The 17,952-nt window shown below is 48.0% G+C and carries 12 protein-coding genes and 3 pseudogenes; 8 read left to right on the top strand and 7 right to left on the bottom strand.

Annotated elements, in window-relative coordinates:
• Positions 1-110: 110 nt before the first annotated feature.
• The 5 genes and pseudogenes from dinG to KW548_08200 all read left to right on the top strand — a co-directional run bounded on the left by dinG (position 111) and on the right by KW548_08200 (position 4,823).
• Positions 111-2,183 (top strand): ATP-dependent DNA helicase DinG, encoded by a 2,073-nt coding sequence (gene dinG, locus KW548_08220; protein QXX07899.1) that lies wholly within the window; start codon positions 111-113, stop codon positions 2,181-2,183.
• 18 nt (positions 2,184-2,201) lie between these two features.
• Complete coding sequence (locus tag KW548_08215; protein ID QXX07898.1) at positions 2,202-2,981, top strand: TSUP family transporter; 780 nt, start codon at positions 2,202-2,204, stop codon at positions 2,979-2,981.
• Positions 2,978-3,524 (top strand): annotated as a pseudogene (locus KW548_08210) (primosomal replication protein). Before KW548_08215 ends, KW548_08210 begins: the two are co-directional and overlap by 4 nt.
• 1 nt (position 3,525) lies before the next feature.
• Positions 3,526-3,690 carry a pleiotropic regulatory protein RsmS gene (rsmS, locus tag KW548_08205; protein ID QXX07897.1) on the top strand — a complete coding sequence of 55 codons (165 nt, stop codon included), beginning with the start codon at positions 3,526-3,528 and terminating at the stop codon, positions 3,688-3,690.
• Between the two features lie 20 nt (positions 3,691-3,710).
• A complete protein-coding gene (locus KW548_08200; protein ID QXX08013.1) occupies positions 3,711-4,823 on the top strand; it encodes a cupin domain-containing protein in 1,113 nt (370 codons plus the stop codon).
• A 34-nt stretch (positions 4,824-4,857) separates the two neighbouring features.
• On the opposite strand, the gene KW548_08195 is transcribed toward KW548_08200, so the two are convergent.
• On the bottom strand, positions 4,858-6,975 hold the full coding sequence (locus KW548_08195) for a methyl-accepting chemotaxis protein (GenBank protein ID QXX07896.1): 2,118 nt from the start codon (positions 6,973-6,975) through the stop codon (positions 4,858-4,860).
• Positions 6,976-7,198: 223 nt separating this feature from the next.
• On the opposite strand from KW548_08195, the gene xthA reads away from it, so the two are divergent.
• A complete protein-coding gene (gene xthA / locus KW548_08190; protein QXX07895.1) occupies positions 7,199-8,005 on the top strand; it encodes an exodeoxyribonuclease III in 807 nt (268 codons plus the stop codon).
• Between the two features lie 94 nt (positions 8,006-8,099).
• Here the strand turns inward: xthA and KW548_08185 are convergent, their stop codons facing one another.
• Positions 8,100-9,161, bottom strand: coding sequence for a hypothetical protein (locus KW548_08185; protein ID QXX07894.1), 1,062 nt, complete (start codon positions 9,159-9,161; stop codon positions 8,100-8,102).
• Positions 9,119-9,745: a hypothetical protein gene (locus KW548_08180; GenBank protein QXX07893.1), complete on the bottom strand. Its 627-nt coding sequence runs from the start codon at positions 9,743-9,745 to the stop codon at positions 9,119-9,121. Before KW548_08180 ends, KW548_08185 begins: the two co-directional genes overlap by 43 nt.
• 323 nt (positions 9,746-10,068) lie before the next feature.
• On the opposite strand from KW548_08180, the gene KW548_08175 reads away from it, so the two are divergent.
• Positions 10,069-11,145, top strand: a complete 1,077-nt coding sequence (locus KW548_08175) for a formylglycine-generating enzyme family protein (GenBank protein QXX07892.1) — start codon at positions 10,069-10,071, stop codon at positions 11,143-11,145.
• A gap of 155 nt (positions 11,146-11,300) precedes the next feature.
• A pseudogene (locus KW548_08170) lies at positions 11,301-12,369 on the top strand (formylglycine-generating enzyme family protein).
• A gap of 24 nt (positions 12,370-12,393) precedes the next feature.
• On the opposite strand, the gene KW548_08165 reads toward KW548_08170, so the two are convergent.
• From KW548_08165 to vgrG, 4 genes and pseudogenes are all read right to left on the bottom strand, one after another.
• Entirely contained in the window at positions 12,394-13,068 is a 675-nt protein-coding gene (locus KW548_08165; GenBank protein ID QXX07891.1) for a hypothetical protein, read from the bottom strand.
• Entirely contained in the window at positions 12,990-14,954 is a 1,965-nt protein-coding gene (locus KW548_08160; GenBank protein ID QXX07890.1) for a LysM peptidoglycan-binding domain-containing protein, read from the bottom strand. Before KW548_08160 ends, KW548_08165 begins: the two co-directional genes overlap by 79 nt.
• On the bottom strand, positions 14,951-15,550 hold the full coding sequence (locus KW548_08155) for a DUF4123 domain-containing protein (GenBank protein QXX07889.1): 600 nt from the start codon (positions 15,548-15,550) through the stop codon (positions 14,951-14,953). The genes KW548_08160 and KW548_08155 overlap by 4 nt, the downstream gene beginning before the upstream one ends.
• A gap of 106 nt (positions 15,551-15,656) precedes the next feature.
• Positions 15,657-17,788, bottom strand: a pseudogene (gene vgrG / locus KW548_08150) (type VI secretion system tip protein VgrG).
• Positions 17,789-17,952 lie beyond the last annotated feature (164 nt).

Genomic DNA, 17,952 nt, shown 5'->3' with positions numbered 1-17,952 from the left:
TTTTTTTTGTGAACGAGATCTAGATTTTAACTGAAAGGCTCTTATTTCGTGAACTACTTACCGCTTAAGAAAATGTGATAACATCGCTTTCCCCAACTGAAGGCGCCCGTATGACAATCAGTAAAATCCAGCAAATCATTCGTACCAGTTATCAAAACTTGCAATCTCAGTTGGATAACTTCGTACCTCGGCGAGCTCAAAACTACTTAGTCGCAGAAATTACTAAAACTTTATGTGGTGAATATCACAAATCTACACGCATGATTGTCGCAGAAGCTGGAACAGGCATAGGAAAGTCACTCTCTTATCTTATGGCAGCGATCCCGGTAGCCTTGCTCAACAATCGCAAGGTGGTCATTTCAACCGCCACGGTGGCGTTACAAGAACAATTGATCAACAAAGACCTCCCTCTATATAGAAGATTGGTTGAGCGAGAGTTTTCTTTCATACTGGCCAAAGGAAGGCAACGTTATTGTTGCGCGGAGAAGCTCGCCTCGGCTTGTGGCGCGGATGGCGGCCAGATGGCGATGTTCGACAGCAAACCAAAGCGCAAAGATATTGAGCAACTTGAGCTGATGTACAACAGGCTGGTACAAAATAAGTGGGATGGTGATCGAGACTCTTGGCCAAAACCCATCCCAGATGACATTTGGCAGTCAATCGTCAGTGACAAACATAGCTGCAACAACAGTATGCCTGCTCATCGCGATTGTCCGTTCCAAAAAGCACGTTCAGAGTTAGACAAAACCGATGTCATTATTGCCAACCATAGCTTAGTGATGGCTGACGCCGACCTCGGTGGCGGCGTTATTCTTCCCGAGCCCGAAAATACCATTTACGTGTTTGATGAAGCCCATCACCTACCCCATGTGGCGCGAGATCACTCCTCGGCAGCCGCGAGTTTAAAAGGTGCCGCCAGTTGGCTTGAGCGTTTAAATCAGTCTGTGACCAAGTTTGCCAACCTTGCCGATGAAAAGCGCGTCGGCCGCTTTCGCAACGATCTGCAAGATGCCGTTCAGCAGTTGATTCCCTCACTGACTCAACTTGCCAGCCGCTTTGATGCGGATCAGTTCGAAGATGGCTGTTATCGATTCGAAAATGGCGATTTGCCGACTTGGCTCGAGGAAGAGTCCAAACAACTTAAAATCATCACACAAAAAAGCGCACAAGCCGTCGCCAAAATTGCCGACCTGATCGCAGAGCGAGTCAAAGAAGGCGAACTGGCTAATCGACTAGCGGAACCAGCTCTGGCAGAACTGGGCTTTTACATACAAAGAATGGATAACCTGGCTCAGGTCTGGAACCTGATGGCAGAACCTGCGCGAGAAAAAGGTGCTCCCCTTGCAAGATGGCTAGAGGTTGCTCCAGAACGTGAAGGCGACTTTGTTGTCAATGTCTCCCCATTAGAAGTGGGTTGGCAATTGGATCAACAACTATGGAGTCGATGCATTGGTGCTGTCTTAGTGTCAGCCACCATGAGAGCACTCAACTCCTTTAGTTTCTTCTGTCGACAAGCCGGGATCAGTGAAAAGCCAGAAGACGGTGTGAAATTCCTCGCACTGGCTTCCCCGTTTGACTACCAGAATCAAGCTGAGCTTCGTGTGCCTAAAATGAGTTACGAACCTCAAGCTCCTCAGTTCACGGAACACTTGGTCGATCGTTTACCAGAACTCATCGTTGAGAACAAAGCTAACTTAGTCTTGTTTTCATCTTACTGGCAGATGAATCAGGTCACGGATGCCTTGTCGTCATATTTTATAAAAAAAGGTTGGGCACTACAGGTACAAGGTAAGGAGTCTCGCTCCGAAATCCTAAAAAAACATAAAACCTTGGTTCAATGTCAGAAAACCAGCATTCTATTCGGCACGGGTAGCTTTTCCGAAGGGCTTGACCTTCCTGGGGAGTTGCTGGAAAACCTTATCATTACCAAGATACCTTTTGCCGTCCCCACTTCACCAGTGGAACAAGCTCACGCAGAGTATATTGAGAGCAAAGGTGGAAACCCATTTATGCAAATCACAGTACCTGAAGCGAGCAAAAAAATGATTCAATCCGTCGGACGACTGCTGCGTAAAGAGCGCGATTCTGGTACAGTCATCATCCTTGACCGCCGTATTGTCACAAAGCGATATGGCAAGGCACTACTCGACTCTCTGCCGCCATTTAAACGTATCATCGAATAACTAGAATTAAGACACTGTATGGAATTTTTTGAACCGACAATGTTGTTGGTGTTAGCCTTGGTTGCCTTTGTTGCAGGCTTTATCGACGCCGTTGCCGGTGGAGGTGGTATGCTCACCGTGCCCGCTCTGCTTTCATTGGGCTTACCCCCTCATATTGCCTTGGGGACCAACAAGCTCGCCGCCACTTTTGCTTCTTCAACAGCCGCGGTGACCTATTACAAAAAACGCCTATTCAAACCTCACTGTTGGGGAAGGGCCTTTATTGCAACATTAATTGGGGCAACACTCGGTACCTTGGTGGTTGACCTTATTAGTACCGAGTGGCTGGAAAAAATTCTGCCCATCATCATACTACTGGCGGCGATGTATACCATCTGGCATAAAACACCACACTCAAACAGCAACGAAATGCCACAACCTTGTCCTAAGTTCAATAAGAAGCAATACATCCAAGGCTTCAGCATAGGTTTTTATGATGGGGTGGCAGGACCGGGGACAGGCGCGTTTTGGACCGTCAGTTCGATGGCTTTATATCGACTCAATATCTTGTTAGCCTCTGGCTTATCGAAGGCGATGAACTTTACCAGTAATTTTACGTCGCTGGTCACCTTCGCCATCTTAGGTCACATTGATTGGGTGCTTGGGCTCACCATGGGGATATGCCTAATGGCTGGTGCCTTTGTTGGCGCCCATTCCGCCATTCGATTTGGCGCCAAGTTTATTCGCCCTGTCTTTGTTACAGTAGTCAGTATATTGGCCGTTAAACTTGCCTATGAAGCTTGGTTTGTTAACTTATGAATCCATTTAGCCAGCTATCGCCACTTTTAGAACAGTTAGAGCAAGACGCCGCTCAACTCGACGCCAGTAGAGGTGAACACCATGACGATCGATTTGATAAAAAGCTATTTCGCTGCCAGTCCAAGCTATTGACCCCCTGTGTGCATGAAGCACATGAGACGCTCGACAAGATCCTTTACGAACAGTCAACCGGAACATTAACGCCACAACAGGCCGAATTTCTCACTGATCGCCTGCTTTGCCAAGTCAGTGCTATTAAACGAGAGCTTGCGACTCAATCTCTGAGAGCAAACGAACCGATCAGAAAATCGTTCAGCCAACAAAGCCTCAACGCTCTGTATCAAAGCCTTGCTCAACACCAAGAGTGGGAACAGCGTCTGAAAGCACTGGTTCAAGAGAAAGAATCGCAGCACAAATGCGCCCCCCAAAGACAAGTCCTTCGCAGCCCAGACGTTGCAATCGGCTCGTCGGCGTTTACAGAGATGCCAGCAGGCTAAAATCAAAATCGAAAAACAGATCACCTATAAAGAACGGAATCAGTAATATGTCATCGAACTCAACCGGTCTGGAGAGTGCTCCAGATGAAATTAAACTCGCCGTTGATCTGATTTACCTGATCGAAAGTAACGAGATCGATCCTCACGTTGCTCTCGCAGCAATAAAAATCGTCGAGTCTGATTTGAAGCAAAAAGTGGAGTCTAACTCGTGAGCTATTCATTGCGTTTCGACATGGCTGAGTTTCTGGCTCAGTACTGGCACAAAAAACCCACGGTCATTAAATCTGGGTTTAGTGATTTTGTTGACCCAATTTCTCCAGACGAGTTAGCTGGGCTTGCGATGGAAGAAGAGGTCGATTCACGCTACATTGCTAACGCCGACGGTCAGTGGTCAGCGCAACAGGGCCCTTTTGACGATTCTCTGTTTGAAAACCTGCCAGAATCCCATTGGCAATTGGTCGTTCAAGCCTGCAACCATTGGCACCTTGGCGCCGCACAACTCATAGAGCCTTTTAAACAACTACCGAATTGGCTATTTGATGATCTCATGGTGTGCTTTTCTGCACCTCAAGGCGGCGTCGGCCCCCACATCGACCAATATGATGTATTCATCATTCAAGGCAGCGGGCAACGTCGCTGGCGGGTTGGCGCTCTCGATAAAGGTCAATATAAAGAATCGATTCAGGCTGGTGCTTTACGTCAGATTGAAGGGTTTGATGCGATCATAGATCAAGTCCTAGAACCCGGCGACATTCTCTATATCCCGCCAGGGTTCCCTCATGAAGGGGATACGCTAGAACCAAGCATGAGCTACTCGATGGGCTTTCGTTCACCAAAAGAACAAGAGCTGCTGAGCAACTTCGCTGACTATATACTCGCCAACGACAAAGGCGATGTGCATCTGCACAACCCAGAGATGACCCCTCAGCATCAGTACGGTGAGATCCTCAGCACAGACTTAGACAAACTAACGTCGATGCTAAGATCGGCTCTGCAATCAGAGTCCGACATCCGTGAATTCATGGGTAGCATGCTCAGCCAATCTCGCCACCAGCTCGATATAGTTGAACCTGAAGCACCGCTCAACACACAGGACATCTATCACCACCTCGAATCGCTAGGCAGTTTACGTAAAGTCTCGGGCCTACGTGCTCTGTACCATCAAAATCAACCTGCTCACGTGTACATAAACGGCGAGGCCTACTCCGTTGAGTCACCGCATCTTGCCGATCTATTATGCAATCAAGAGTCAATCGAGTTGCAGCACATCGACGGCCAGTTATCTGACCCACAACTGCAGCTTCTCACGACACTGGTCAATCTCGGCTACTGGTACCTAGATTAGTCAGCAAAAGGGCCTCATTAAGAGGCCCTTTACGTTACACTTTAAATTGACTGACCAGTTGCTGCTGCCTTTGTGAAAGTGTACCGATTTGTGTGCTGACCGTTTCAGACTCTTCTGCTTGAGATAAGATCTGGGCGCTCAGATCACGGATGTTACTGACACTCTGATTGACTTCTCCTGAGACAGACTGCTGTTCTTCCGCGGCTTTCACTATTTGTGAGTTCATATCATTAATAGAGGCAATCGCCTCAAAGATCTGGTTCAGTTGTGAGACCGCTCTTTCCACTTGCTGCGCAGAATCGTTGGCAAGGTTATTACCATCCTGAATAGCATCCACCACATCTTGCGTGCCTTGCTGAACACTCTCAATCACCTGACGAATCTCACCAACCGAAGACTGTGTACGACTGGCTAGACTGCGAACCTCATCGGCGACGACAGCAAAGCCACGCCCTTGTTCACCCGCTCGCGCCGCTTCAATGGCTGCGTTTAACGCCAGTAGATTCGTTTGTTCTGAAATGCCTTCAATGACCGTCAGGATCTCAGTGATATTGGCGTTGTTTTTCGCCAACTCTTCCACCACAGGGACCGCCGCCGTCATTCTCTCAACCAAACGAACCATCTCGGTTTGAGATTGCTCAATCACCTTCTTACCTGAGTCAGCCGCTAGATTAGCTTTTTCCGCTTCACTTACGGCAATTTCTGCATTTTGAACAACCAGGCCTGCCGTTTGTGTCATCTCTTCAGAGGCCGTGGCAACCAAATCCACCTCTTTGAACTGAGCATCACTGCTTGAACGGGTTTGCTGCGCGGCAACGTGGGATTGCTCAGTCGTGGTACCAATTTGCAACGTCGTTTCGACAACATCACTAATAATGGATTGCAGCTTATCTAAAAACTGGTTAAACCCGATCGCAAGATGACCAATCTCATCTTGAGATTTAACCTCCAAACGCTGCGTTAAATCCCCCTCACCAGAAGCAATGTCATCCAATCTTGCCACCACTTCACGGATCGGCTTAACCAAACGAGATGCCAGCAAAGCAATCGTCGCTAGCCCTAGAATGACCAATACCACACCGGCAAACAATTCTGTTTTTACGCTAGACTCCACTTGATGGCTGATCGTCTGATCAAGCATTTCAGCATCGGCCAACACACTGCTTCTTGGCATATCAAACAGGACACCCCAAGTCTGATTGGCCACCATAATAGGCGCAAATACGCTCAACCACTGCCCATTACTGCTCCACTGGGTTTGAACCTCTTGGCCGAAAAGAAGATCCGTCAGCTGATCACCCGACAAGGTACTGCTACTGAACGACTGCCCAATGGCAGCAGAAGGCTCGTCACTGGCGATCAACGAGCCATCTAAACTGATAATATTGACATGGCCGTTGCCATTAAAGAGCTGATTGTCCGACTCGGCGACAATATTAGCCATCGCATCCAAGCGTAGATCAATACCAAAAAAACCAATCACAGTATCATCGATCATGATCGGAACCGATATCGACGTTGCGAGCACTTGCCCACCATCCTGATTGATCAAACGGGGTGTACTCACACAGGAGCCACCGCTCGAGAGTGGACAGAAAAAACGCTCGCTATTTTGAGTCGCGTCTAGGTCAGCTTGGCTCAATACGTTAGACACCACGTTCTCGCCATTTTGAGCAGTAACCCAATAAGGGGCAAACTGCCCTCTTTCGTTTGAGCCAACATATTCCGCATCAACATAGTTGCTGTCTTCGCCATCCAACATGTTTGGTCTAAACACCAGATAAGCGCCATGAATCGAATCAAAACTCAGTACCGACCTGCGTACCATCTCATCTAAAGCGGTACGTAACTCCTCACTGTCACCAAAATTTTCTTCCGTATTGGTTTTCAGAAACAGCGCATTAGAGGCCAACATTTCTGCTCGATACAAAGCCTCATTGAGATACTCAGCGACCTCAGTGGCATTGAGCTGAGCTCGTGTTTCAAGCAGTTGCTCAGACTTATTGATCACAGACTCAGCACTTTGTGCCTTAATCTGTTGTTGGTTAGTCACTGCGTTGTAGACAGAAAATCCGATCAGGGATAAAGAAGTGATAAGCAGGCAACAACCTGCGAGAAGGGTTATTTTCCATTGAACGGAAAGGGTTCGCATAGTACATCCTTATGAGCAAACTCATTCATATCGCATCAAAAACGAAGGCCAAATTCTACATTTCGAGACCAATTACAACATATTGCAATCATTTATCAATCGAAAGTTTACAAATATGTTAATGCCAATACACCAAGTGTTAACTTTAGGTAGTGACTCAAGAAAGTGGTAATATCTGGGGAAATTTCAATTGGTTGAATTATTTCAATAACAAGGAATAAAAATGAAAGTGATCAGCTTTAACATCAATGGTCTGCGCGCACGCTTGCATCAACTGCAAGCGGTCATCGACAAACACCAACCTGATGTGATCGGCCTTCAAGAAATCAAAGTGCACGATGAAGCCTTCCCGGTCGAAGACGTTGAAGCGATGGGCTACAAAGTCTACTTCCATGGTCAAAAAGCCCACTACGGTGTCGCCATGCTATGTAAGAAAGCACCGCTTTCTGTTCAGAAAGGCTTTCCAACCGACAACGAAGATCATCAAAAACGTATGATCATGGCGACGTTTGAAGACGACAACGGCGAGAAAGTCACCGTGCTTAACGGCTACTTTCCTCAGGGCGACAACATCAGCCACGAGACCAAGTACCCATACAAGCGCCAGTTCTACCAAGACTTGATGACTTACCTAAATGATCATCATAACAATGACGAGCAGCTTATCGTGATGGGCGACATCAACATCAGCCCAATAGATGCTGATATCGGTATCGGCGAACCCAACCGCAAACGCTGGTTAAAAACAGGCAAATGCTCTTTCCAACCAGAAGAGCGCCAATGGTTGAAAACATTGATCGACTGGGGATTTGTCGATACCTTCCGCCAGCTTCACCCACAGGTTGAGGATCGTTTCTCTTGGTTTGACTATCGCTCACGCGGTTTTGATGACAACCGTGGGCTACGTATTGACGTAGTACTGGCGACACCAAAGCTTGCTGAGAAATGTATCGAATCAGACATCGACTACGAACTGCGCGGTATCGAAAAGCCGTCGGACCACGCCCCGATTTGGGCGACGTTTAAATAACCAAAACACAACAAGCTAAAGGGGTGACGTGTTGTGTCGCCCCTTTGACTATGCCCAAACCTAACCTATTAGATAGATGCACTTTCAGTGGTTTTTAGTCTTGCTCGGATTGCGTATCGACTAAATTCCAAAAGTCACTCCACGACGTATCTTTAATGGCGCGGTGTTTTACTTGATTGGCTCCCAAGGTATACATGACGCGTCCTGCGTTTTGCGCTTCAAGCCTATTTTTATGGATGGAAAGTGGCGACCCACTATCATGTCTCTCAAACAATTGCTCAAGGATGTCAGTCAACCATGCCCGCGTTTGTTCAGTGAATTGAGGCTGGTGTTTCAGCTTTCGGCGTACCAATAGTTCTGCCGCCTCAATATAGGCCCTTTTGGCTTCCTTATCTTCCACCTTGTCCCAGAACTTGGTCTCATCTACTCCAGCACTGACAAAGATTCGATTGAGTAACCTTTTTACCGCCTGATCATCGGATATCTCTATGTCATCGATATAATAATACTTGTTGCAAAACACAACGTAAGGCTCTGACTTATCCAACGTCTTCTTAGGGACATGAGGCACCTCTGACTCCCAAGCATAGCGCCCTAAAACGTCATCCCATACCGCTTCAAGAGAAATATGATTGTCTTTGTGCATAGCCAATTTGAGCTGGATTGCCGCTAGCACGCCGTCAGAAGTCAGAAATTCACAGTTACGCAAACTGTAAAAATTGCCAAAAGCGCTGTATGCCCCACCCATGCCCAATTCGTTTTGATACTCAGGATCCAACTGAGACCGTGCTTCAACCCGACTAATGCCAATTTGCCCAAGGTGGAGATACTCACTTAAGCTGAGCACGTTGGTTCTGGGCAGGATGTTCGCGTCTTCATTAACGCCAGATTGATGACCAAAATAGAGGGTACTTTTGTAGTTATCCGCTAACGCAACATGTACGCACCTTTGCTGAGTACGATTCAAACCATGAGGCGCATCCATCACATCGGTCAGATCAATCAAATTGGTTCCCACAGCTTCGCAATAGTCCCGCCACTCAGTGACCTCATCTGGCGTTAATTTGCTGCCCACGAAACCAATATCATGCATAGGTAACTGCTTTTTTGCATTCATTGCATTGATGATTTCGACAATGTCTTTAAAGGCTTGCATGTAAGTGCTGTGCCTTTCATTTCTCGGATCCCAAACCTCACTTTTGGCTCGCCGATTAATGTTAAATAGCACCAGGCACTTTTCTCTATTCCTAACCGGCCCAATGTGTTTCGAGGCGAGATATTGTCCGACACTCGGATCATTGGCGATTTTGTCTTGATAGAATAGCAACGCTTGTCGGCGGATATCGCGGTCATAAGTGTTGTTGTCATACTCTTGGTAATGATGGACTTTATCCGCGTGCTTTTTACTTCGTTGACATCCTTGGTGGTCAACCAAACATAGTCCCGCCCCTCTTTGAGTAAACCAAGATCTCTGATGTGCTGATTGATTGCCGGGATATTTCGATTGAATTCTTCCTGCTCAGACCCTTCTCGAGGAGAATCAAAATATTCAAATACCGTAATCGGTCGCGCCATTTCCTCTTTAAAGGCAACGTATTTGTAGGCATTCATATCCCCTCTGGCACTGGGTGGGTAATGCACAAAAGGCCTTTTCGAATTCAAAAGCCTTAAGACCAGATTGTTTTTGTACTGCGTGATATCTGGCTGTGAAACGATGTCAGTTAAGTCTTTATTGCTCATTGATTTCTCACTTAGAAAATGAATATGATAAAAATCAAAACGCACCACCTAAAGATATCGACTTGATAAAGCAATATATGTCAAGCAATTAGCGGCACACCCGATGTGAAAAATTCGCTAATCCTCAAAATTAGGTCGTCCTACCCGCGTTATATATCGGGCTATTTTATTGACTTGGAAGACTCGGTAATTGGGCTGTTGGGTGAGAAATTAGGGGTAAGCGACGGGATTGCAGCCTATCTCTAACAGGGTACTGATAGTCGCCCCCTGAAAGGCAGCCTGCTTATGGGTAAAATAGGCGCATTAAACACAAGGAGTATCGAATGAAAAACCGATGGTTAGGGTTAATCGGCACACTGCCTGTCTTGGTCGCCTGTCACACTGGCTCCAGTATCCAGCTCTCTAGTGAAACGGTTTCTCCGCAGCAAATCAAAACCATTGTCACCAATATCACTACCCGTTACCCGCAAGCAACAGCACAACAAAAACAACAAGCGGCTGAAGCTGTGGTCCGTGCGATTGAAAATATGGTGTTTGTCGACGGTGGCAGCTTTGATATGGGCGATTTTAAAATGGATTGTGATTTTCCTAGTAAAACCGAGAATCGCCTCGATTGGTCCCCTGATGCCGAATGTCTTAGTCATTTTGCGAGCAGTATGTTCGGCGCTCAATACTTACATAAAATCACCTTGGATTCTTACTCGATCTCCAAATATGAAACCAGCTTTTTAGATATGGAATGGATGCGGCAAATTAATCAGCTACCGCCCGCCATGACCTACTATGTCAGTATGATCCCGATGCAAGCTAGACCAATGAAACGTACGGATGACAGATACCATAATGCGATGAAATATAATTTAAAGCATACTAGAGCGACGTATACTAAATCGTGGCAAGAAGCCAAAGACTACTGCCAATGGCTAGGCGACATCTCTGGCTTAGCGTTTGATTTACCGACCGAAGCGCAGTGGGAATACGCGGCAAGAAGTCGAGGCCAGCACTATTACTACGCCACCAATGACGGTTACCGCTCTCTGGCAGGAGGGTATTATTTTGATCCTCTCACTGACCAGTATGTTGATATTCTACCCTCCGAAGTCAACAGTGACATCAGTCAAGAGGAATATATTGGCCGTTGGCCTGCCAACCCACTGGGTATTTATGGGATGAGCAATGGAATTAAGGAGTGGGTAAATGATTGGTACGCAAAAGACTACTATCTCAATTCCCCCGAGCACAACCCTCAAGGGCCAAGTTCAGGGACACAAAAAGTAATGCGAGATAGCGCAAGTAATGGCATGACATTTGGCCGATATGCAGAGGATCTTGTTTTGGAACATTACTCTGTCACAAACAGTTTTCGCTGCGCGGTACAAAGCACAACGCCGCTCCACTGAGCGTGGCCCAATAGGGCCACGGTTTTAGCCATAAAGGTAAGCGTAAAGCTTGGTGACAAAATTCCTGCGTTATCACTGGGCTTATGGTGTTTTTGCAACTGTTTTCTCAGCATGTTTTTGCGTAAAATAGCAGCATTAAACACAAGGAGTATCGAATGAAAAACCGATGGTTAGGGTTAATCGGCACACTGCCTGTCTTGGTCGCCTGTCACACTGGCTCCAGTATCCAGCTCTCTAGTGAAACGGTTTCTCCGCAGCAAATCAAAACCATTGTCACCAACATCACTACCCGTTACCCGCAAGCAACAGCGCAACAAAAACAACAAGCGGCTGAAGCTGTGGTCCGTGCGATTGAGAATATGGTGTTTGTCGACGGTGGCAGCTTTGATATGGGCGATTTTAAAATGGATTGTGATTTTCCTAGTAAAACCGAGACTCGCCTCGATTGGTCCCCTGATGCCGAGTGTTTTAACTTTGCTACTAACTTATCTGGTGCGCAACATTTACATAAAGTCACCTTGGATTCTTACTCGATCTCCAAATATGAAACCAGCTTTTTAGATATGGAGTGGATGCGTCAAATTCATCAGCTACCGCCCGCAATGAGCCAGTTTGTTAGTGTTAATCCATTGAAAGCAAAGCAAATACAGCGCACGGATGACAGATACCATAATGCGATGAAATATAATTTAAAGCATACTAGAGCGACGTATACTAAATCGTGGCAAGAAGCCAAAGACTACTGCCAATGGCTAGGCGACATCTCTGGCTTAGCGTTTGATTTACCGACCGAAGCGCAGTGGGAATACGCGGCAAGAAGTCGAGGCCAGCACTATTATTATGCCACCAATGACGGTTACCTCTCTTTTGCAGGAGGGTATTATTTTGACCCTCTCACTGACCAGTATGTCGATATTCTACCCTCCGAAGTCAACAGTGGTATCAGTAAAGAGGAATATATTGGCCGTTGGCCTGCCAACCCGCTGGGTATTTATGGGATGAGTAATGGCATCAGTGAATGGGTAAACGACTGGTATGAAAAGGACTATTATCTCAATTCCCCCGAGCACAACCCTCAAGGGCCCAAACATGGCAACAAGAAAGTATCGCGAGATGGGGGGGGTAAAGACTTTTGGCCGCTATGGACAAGATCCTGTTTTAGAACATTATTCTGTCACAAACAGTTTTCGCTGTGCGGTGCAAAGCACAACGCCGCTCCACTGAGCGTGGCCCAATAGGGCCACGGTTTTAGACATAAGGGTAGGAGGTAACATTGCCATATAAAGAAGCGTATTGCTGCTCAATTTGGGTTTGTTTTTGGGTAAACTCCCTGTGTTGATAAACCGCAAAGGGCGCTTGTGCTACCTTATCAGCCAAGTTGACTTCCGTTAATGTCGCCACCCAGCGATTAAACATTGCTTGCTGCTTATTATCAAGAATGGCGTTAATGCGTTCGATGCTGTTAAACAGGGCTTTTTCACCGCTCACCTTGCTACCTGTTGGGTTCATTCTGGCTAAAATCTCTTCAAACTTATGCCAACTGTAGGTGCTCTCTTGCAGCAGTTTGCAAATCGCTTGTTCCTGTTTTTCTTCCCAGTTGAAGATAAAGGTGCGGGTTAGCGTATCCAGCATACGGCCAACGGCTTCTGGCGGAAGCTGGTTAAAGGGCACCCCACTGCGAGTCGAGTCATCCAGCACCCGCTCGGCTAATACAATGGCTTCTTTTTCGAGATTTAATGTTTCGTTCCTTACATCTTTGAGCTCATCTATGAAGCTTTCGCCAGCAGAAACGGCGAATTTAAGCGCATTAGCAGGTGAGGTAATGGTGTCTACCGCAGTAAAGGCTAAATACGTAGCATCAACCAAATATTCATAGGCTTTAGGGGCGATATTGCTGAGTTGACGGTAGTCGATGTATTGCAACCCTTGCCACACCACTTTAGCCAGTTGCCAAATCGTTTGCCCATCAATGGCAATGGCAAATCCAGCCCCCCGCCGACGCCCCAAACCAATTTGGCTGACACTTTCAGGAAAAATTGCCCCCGTTCTAAGTGCAAAATAAAGTCGGCGTTATAACCGCCGCCGACAGAGACGTTGCCTTCCAGGCTGACTTCCGCCAACGAGCGAAAATAAGTGGTGGTGTCTGTTGGCGGCTCTTTCCATTGAACGCCGCCAGAAAACTCACCGCTTAGCTGCCCACCGCCAAATATACCTGCTCGAAACCCTATTTGACCATTGGTGTTGCCCATGGTGACACTGGGGTCGAAGAGAATCCCCACATCATCACCGACTTCTGGGCGCCCATTGCCAGCGCTAAGCCGTGCTTGACCGTTCACACCAACAAAACAGCCAAGTTTGACTTTGGCATTAAATCTAAAGCTGCCGAACGAATGCGTGGCGTCTTGACCATTGGCGTCCTTATAGCTAAGGCAAGGGGTGTAGCCCGCATCACTAGGTAAGAACAGCTCAGCCCCTACTGCCGCTTCAAAGACCGAAAATGCCGCTTGGACACCGACCCCTAAGTCTACTTGAGCATTGGCGTTGCCATTCTCATCTTTGTTAAATGGGTTGAGTTGAGCGTCTACCGCCGCTTGCATCCCCCAACGACAAAGCTGCGCTTCTGCACTGACGGCAAACATGGTGTTGCCTTCACTATTACGCAGTAGCGAGCTTGTGGTTTTCCACTCCGCCAATTTCCCGCCCGGAGCTTGCCATTTCCATAGGTTCGCTTTGAGGTCGGGGTTTACCAACTTTTTGCTCGCATCCTTAGTGATGTCATCAGCGATGGCTTTACCTAAGGCGGCGGTATCGCCTCTGGTCAGCGCTTGGTGAGAGCGGGTGGTGCTGGTTAACGTCATCCACGAGTTGCGAATCCGTGTTTCACGCTCAAAAAAGGCTTCTCTGATGTACAGATACACACCACGGTTAATCGAGTACAGCTCTCGCACCCCAGAACGGTTAACAATGCCATCCAAGCGTGTTTCTTTGGTCTTGCCTGATCGAGCCAGGTCAACCGACTTCACGTAAGGAGTTTGAGGTTTCACCGCTAGCTTAGCGAGAGGTTCCCACTTAGCCAGCTCGCTTTCCAAGTTAGGGATCACCGTATTGATCAAATGCGCTTTGAGTTTGTCGGTGGAATCCTGCGTTCCATACCAATGGTCATACGCTTTGATGTAGTGAATGCGGTTTTTTATCTCAGTGACTTTCGCATTGGCGCGGCGTTGGTTTTCAAGCGCCTTCTCTTTTGCTCGTTTTTCTTTGCGACGTTGCTCTGCCCTTACAGAGGCTCGGTTGTTGGTTTTCGGCGCAGGCAGTACGCCTGCGTAAATCAGCTTTTCACATAAGGCTTGGCGTTGCTCGGCGTGTTTTTCTATCTCAGCCCAAGCTTGATCACCTTTAGGCGCACCACTGAGCACCTCTTGGTAACACTCAAAAAGAGTTTGAGTTTGTTCAATTTCTTGATCTAGCTTTTCAATAGCTTCCGCGGTTAAACAGTAATAATGATTCGCAGGTTCACCTGTGGCAAAGACTACGTCTTCAATCTCCTTGGCGGCACACAAGGGAGGCACCGTAAGACTGCCCTTTTCCTTGACGCACATTGCCGTGACTGGCTCGACGGGAAAGTCTGTTTCCGCAGGTTTCGTCTCTTGTGGCACAGGAAGTTGCAGCGTTTCGCCTGCGACAATGAGGTCAGGATTGGGTTGATACTGTGGGTTTAACGTCAACAAGGTCGTAAAGTCGACATTGTGCTCGATGCCGATACCGATCAAGGTATCGCCGGGTTTAATTAAATAAGGTTGGGTGCTCATGAGTTGATTACCATTGCGATGCGCTCCATCGCGCTGAGTTGTTCTTGCGAAAGTGCCCAAGGTACTAATGGCTGTACTGACTCTGAGGGGGCGTCAAATGATACGCTCAGCCATGCACCATGATGCCATTGCAGGTGAGACAGCAGAGGAAAGGCGGTCTGTCGTTCCTCATCACTCAGCGCCGCCATTAACGGTAACAAGGTTCTGGGTTCGTAATAACGGAATAACGTTTGGCCCCTTTCTGTGGTGAGGAAAAGACGCTGGCGCAAAGAGGCCACCAGTGCGTCTGTGGCGATCCCAATCGGGCTCCATACCAAGCATCCACAAGGCGATTCGCTCATTTTATCAACGCAGGCTTGAAGCGCCTCATGAGCCTTGTTCAAAGGGATCAATAAAGGGCCGTTAGGCAAATAAGATAGTCGCGTTCCCGCCATCAAAGCGTGGGCATCAAGCGGCGTGATATAAGCGTCGAGTGCTTCCTGCCAATCGGGCCAAAGCAGTGGTTCGATAATGGCATAAGCATTCTGTCCTTCTCTTAAGTGAGGCTCGCTCTGGTTTTGAATGCGCCATTGAGTCGTTAGCTGTGTATTTGACATGTTTTTCCACTCCCACAATCACAAAGTTCTTGCATAAGACCGCCTTCTTCAACCAAACCTTGGTAAGTGGCTGGCGTCATAACGGGCAAGATTTTCCTCATAATGGCTAGCCCCCTCGGGCGCTGAGTTTGCACGCTGACGTTACCGTGTGCTGCACCACTGTCGTTAATATTGACCTTGCCCCCATGGCCTTAACATCGCTCGCGCCATCAATGGTGATCGACGTTCCGTTAAGGTGGATCGCTCCGCTGCTTTTGAGCACTAAGCTTGATGCGCCCACTTGCACTTTGATTTCATCCGCCGCTACGATGGCGGTGCGGCCCTCAGAGCGCACCGAGGTATTGCCGTTGACTTCAACACTGAGGTGTTTGCCAACCGTTAATGCGTCATCGCCACCAATGTCCTGAGCACGCGCATCCAAGATGACACTGGATTGATCCTCCCCCACCTCTAGGGTGTCATTTTTGCCTATCTGAGTGCGGCGATTGTCGTCAACATAGCCATCACGATTGTGCGCGAGTGAGACCGCTTCGTTGGCGTTGTAGGTCACCGTGACATCTTGTTCGACTCGCTCCATGAAGGTCTGCTTGGTGACCGAGGTTTTGTGACCATCAATCTCCTCTTTGCGATCACCGTGAACCACGTTTTCTTGCAGGTTGCCAACCACTAACTCTTCATCGTTCCCAATATCTCGATAGCGATTGTTGAGTACCTTGGTTCTCATGTCCTTCTGAGCACGCAGATACACCCTTTCTTGGTTATTTTCGTCTTCGAAATAGAGCTCGTTATGGCCTTCTGCTTTGTGGCTTTGAGTGCGAAAAACGGTGCGCGTTTTGTGTTCTGGCAAGGAATAAGGCGGTAAGTGCAAGCCGTTGTAGACGGCGCCTGTCACCAGCGGCCTATCGGGGTCACCTTCTAAGAAGGTCACCACCACTTCGTGACCAATTCGCGGCAGGTATACCGCCCCCCAGCTTGGGGCCGCCATCGACTGACTGACGCGCAGCCAACATGAACTGCGTTCATCATTTTTCCGTAGCGGTCCCAGTGAAATTGGACTTTGATTCGCCCCAGCTCGTCGGTATAAATTTCTTCGCCCGCAGGACCAACCACCACCGCGGTTTGCGGCCCTTCAACCACCGGCGGGGCGATTTTCTTCACCCGATAAGTGACATCACGCGGTAAGCAGACAAATTGATTGCGGTATTGGGTGGGGGCGTCCGACCCTTCTTCTTCGTGGACGCGCGGGTTTTCGCCAAAGTGCGTCACGGAGAGCATCAGATAATCACGATTTATCGCCGCACGAGGGTGCTCAACTATCTCAAAGCCAGCCCCTGATGCTAAGCGCATAATATTGCTGGAGGCGTAAATTTGGTGGCTCTCTACCGTGTATTGTGACCTCCACTCGTTGCTGCGCAGAGCGCCAATCTCGGGCGCCGTGTAGCGTCCTGGGTAGTCGTAGCGTTGCAAGTCGCTGTTGGCATCGTCCCCCGACTCTTGGCCTTGAGGAACCTTTGGGGTCAGATAGTTGTAGTCGTTGTAGCTCACATGCCCTGTCAAGGCACGATGAACTTGCGCCAAATCGAAAATGTGTTCTCGATCGGCCACACCGCCGCCTTGAGCATGAAACAGCAAAGGCCCAAGGTAAGAGCCGTTCTGATGCGTGCTCTCCAGTTCTGGAATGGCATCATTGCTGTCTACAATCACCATGGTATGCGCGCTATCGCTGTGCTCAAAGTAAAACCACAAGCCATGTTCTGCCAGCAGGCGCGTCACAAACTTATGATCACTTTCACGGTATTGTAAAACGTAGTCTTTTGCTTGGTACTGCCCCGTCAGTTCAAAGCGATAATCGCTCATTCCCGCGTCATCAAAGACATGGCGAATGATATCTGGCGCCGTTTGGTTTTGAAAAATTCGGCAGTCTTGGCGATAGGTCAAAAACCACAACTGCGGCACCAGGGTAATCTGATAGCGAGAGTAACGCCGACCCGTGCCCAAATAGCTCAGCGCTGAAATGCAGCCGTTAAACTGGCGAGCTGTCGCTAGACCTTGACCAAACAAACTCAGCACGCCGTTTTTCCTGCTCAGCGTTTCAAAGGTCATGTCATTGGTCTCTGATAACACCGTGAGGCTGATTTCAAACGCGGTGGACAGGGCTTCCTTGACACAAAAACTTTCAACTTTGAACCTGGGTAAAACACCAGACACTTCAAAGGTAAACTCTAAATCATTAGCCATACCGTTTCACTCTTGTGACCATCATCGATTGCGAAAAATGAACTTATGTGCATACCAAACGGTAAAACGGTAACAAGTTATGAGTGAGGTATCACTAGGCAAAAGTAGGGTGTTGAAGCGAAGAAAAACCGGCAAAATCACCAAATCATTAGTGTTTTTACCTA

This window comes from Vibrio neptunius (assembly GCA_019339365.1).
GTDB lineage: Bacteria > Pseudomonadota > Gammaproteobacteria > Enterobacterales > Vibrionaceae > Vibrio > Vibrio neptunius.
The sequence above is the reverse complement of the archived record's forward strand: the minus strand, read 5'-3'. Positions and strand labels throughout refer to the sequence as shown.